The following is a 429-nucleotide window of genomic DNA, read 5'->3' on the forward strand; positions in this document are numbered from 1 at the left end:
GAAGGGGTCGAGCGCGAGAACCGGCTGCTCCTGGTCGCCCACCACCTCGTGGTCGACGTGGTGTCCTGGCGCATCATCCTCGAAGACCTCGACACCCTCGCCCAGCAACTGCGCGACGGACAGGAACCCGCCCTCCCCGCCAAGACCAGCTCATGGCAGCAATGGGCCGACCGACTGCACGAGGAGAGCCGCGGTACCGACACCCTGCGGGAGCACACCTACTGGGCCCGGCAGAGCGCACCGACGACCACTCTGCCCGCGGACGGCCCCACCCACCCGAACACCATCGGCCACAGTCGCGTCCACGAAGCCGTCCTGGACGCCGAACACGCACGCGCGCTCCTGCAGGACCTGCCCGCCGTCTTCAACACACAGGTCAACGACGCCCTGCTCACCGCCGTCGCCAGCGCGATCGGGCACTGGACCGGC

The 429-nt window shown here is 69.9% G+C and carries 1 protein-coding gene; it reads left to right on the plus strand.

Annotation, left to right across the window (positions count from 1 at the left end; translation table 11 throughout):
* Positions 1-429 (plus strand): condensation domain-containing protein (locus tag ADL05_RS29150; protein ID WP_156366102.1); only part of this gene is annotated, 429 nt, incomplete at both ends.

It is taken from the genome of Nocardiopsis sp. NRRL B-16309 (assembly GCF_001279585.1).
GTDB lineage: Bacteria > Actinomycetota > Actinomycetes > Streptosporangiales > Streptosporangiaceae > Nocardiopsis.